General features: G+C 35.4%; 2 protein-coding genes. One reads left to right on the plus strand and one right to left on the minus strand.

Annotated features, from left to right (window positions below):
• The first annotated feature begins 626 nt into the window (after positions 1-626).
• Positions 627-926, plus strand: a complete 300-nt coding sequence (locus tag ACJROP_RS00980; protein ID WP_406533649.1) for a winged helix-turn-helix domain-containing protein — start codon at positions 627-629, stop codon at positions 924-926.
• A 123-nt stretch (positions 927-1,049) separates the two neighbouring features.
• On the opposite strand, the gene ACJROP_RS00985 is transcribed toward ACJROP_RS00980, so the two are convergent.
• A complete protein-coding gene (locus ACJROP_RS00985; RefSeq protein ID WP_406533650.1) occupies positions 1,050-2,204 on the minus strand; it encodes a protein rep in 1,155 nt (384 codons plus the stop codon).
• Between the last annotated feature and the right edge of the window lie 203 nt (positions 2,205-2,407).

Genomic DNA, 2,407 nt, shown 5'->3' on the forward strand with positions numbered 1-2,407 from the left:
TTTTACGGGCATCAGTTTCCGAGGCTATGGGTTTTTTATGAGGCAAACCCTTCCCGTACTCCCTACGGTACTGCTGTCTTACGGACAGCTTTTGGAAACCTTATATATGTATTTTAGCAATATATCTTGATGTTGTCAATGAAAAAATCAGCCCTTACGGGCTGGCGGCAATTCATCTCCGACTTATAGAAGTCGGAGTCTTCTTGCCGCATTAGGATAAAATACACATTTTGTGCGTATTACATCATATTACAACGTATTACAAGCGTATTACATACAAAAGGCGGTGAAAATCCAGCTTTAAACACACGATATAGATATTTTTATTAAAAATATGATTTTTGTGATTTTTGATATTTAGTAATATTATTTCATTACTTATGTAATGCTATTTTATTACTGTTTTTATAGTAATATTATTTCATTACATTAGTAATATTATTTTATTATCATTTTTAGTAATATCATTTCATTACTTATGTAATATTATTTAATTACTGCATTTAGTAATATTTTTTTATTACTTCTATAATATTTTTTTATTACTAACTATTGACAAATCGGTAATAATGTTATATAATTATATATGTAAACAAATAATATTACTTTTAAGGAGAGTAAACACTATGAAAAAATCAAAAAAAATAAGCCTTTCGGCTGACTACTTGACCACACTTTCAAGGGCAGATTTAACGACATACCACTACAAAATATTGATGTTGCTTGCAGTCCACGAAATGACACAAACACAGATAGCCGACTTCTTGCAGACACAAAAACAGAATGTCAACAAATATGTGTCCGATTTGATGAAATTGAACTTGTTGGAAGTCGCAAGGATAGAGGGCAAAAACAAATTTCTGAAAGCAACCAATACATTCGAGCAGACCATAAACAAAGACCAAATGAAACTGACAGAAGAATGACGGCATCACAAACAAGAGAGCACAACCAACAGGGCAACGGCAATACCTGCAAGGTATAACGCACTATACTTTTTAGCAAAAGTGCCGTGCGTCAGAGCCGTTCCCTCTCTGAACTCTCCCTATTTACGCAATATTCCTATCAGGCGGCACAGGCTCAGGCGGTGCCGTGCTGTCCTCTGGTACTTCTTCCTTGATACCGATATGAATATACTGCCGTTTCTTTTTATTCCATGCAAAATAGACGTGCATAAGCACAACGGGCTTTCCGTCCTCCTGCTCCGTTTCAACGTGCACTAAATCGCCGTTTTCAATGTCATCAAGTTTCAATAATTGTCGAACTTTACGGAAAATACCGTAAAATTCAAACATTCTCCTACCCCTTGTAGCAGATAACAGAGCTTTAACCGTTCTGTCGTTGAGTTCGTCCGAACCACCCAAATAATCCGCTGATTTTACCGCATATTTCGCAACCTCAGCCACAGCCGAAGATAAATCAATAGTATTGATACCAAGAATATTTTCTTTTATATCCTTACTCTTACAAGCCCTAATATCAGCACGAGGGGCATAATCAACATTAAGTGCCTTTTGCCACAACTTAACCAATTCAAGTTTAGGTGCTCTATTATCAATCCAATCAGGAGAATTATAAAAATAACTCTTATCAACTACCCAAATAATATGTAAATGTGGGTGAAACATATCAAAATTAGGGTTTTTATCGCCTATTTTTAAACCACGTTCATCATAATATTTTCTTCTTGATTTTATATGCCTTTTGGGATTGCCGTAATACATATCACGGGTAATAAATTCTTCATTGTCGTGTGTTATCTCTAATGCACGAAAGGCACCATGTACAAAACGCATTCTTTTTAAATCCATAAGCCTTATATAAGAATCATACAACAACTTACAAGTTGCCGCCAAATCATCACCAGAGCAATTTTTAACAGTAAGCGTAACAAATAAAAATGCTTTATCTTCATTTTTCTGCAAATAATCAACACAAGATTTCACTTGTGTATATACTTTCATGCTTTTTCTTTTGGCACACTGAGGGCACAATGTATCATGACAGAAATTAGCGTGTGCAAGCCTGCACATATCATCATCAGAATATGTAAAATCTAAAAATGTTGCACAATCGTTTACACGTCCTGCCCTTTTCATCTCACCGATACGCAAATAAACATCTGTTAATTTTTCCGTTGATTTCTTACTCGGTGCAAATTCTTCATCAATCTGTTTCTGCAAATCTTCATATAAACATTTCATGTCATAATACACCCCCTTTTTTTATGAGAATTATTACTTTTTTCTTTTTCTTTTTATAAAATCCCGAATAGTTTCTATAGTATCAAGACAAATAAGGCAACCGCCACTTCTTGATTAACCTCTACTTCCTTGCTGTCGGTCAGACACGCACCACCACAGCCGACAGAGCACCACAGGAACGCCAGAGAACCACACCCAATTAT

Source organism: Methanobrevibacter sp. (assembly GCF_045220775.1).
GTDB lineage: Archaea > Methanobacteriota > Methanobacteria > Methanobacteriales > Methanobacteriaceae > Methanocatella.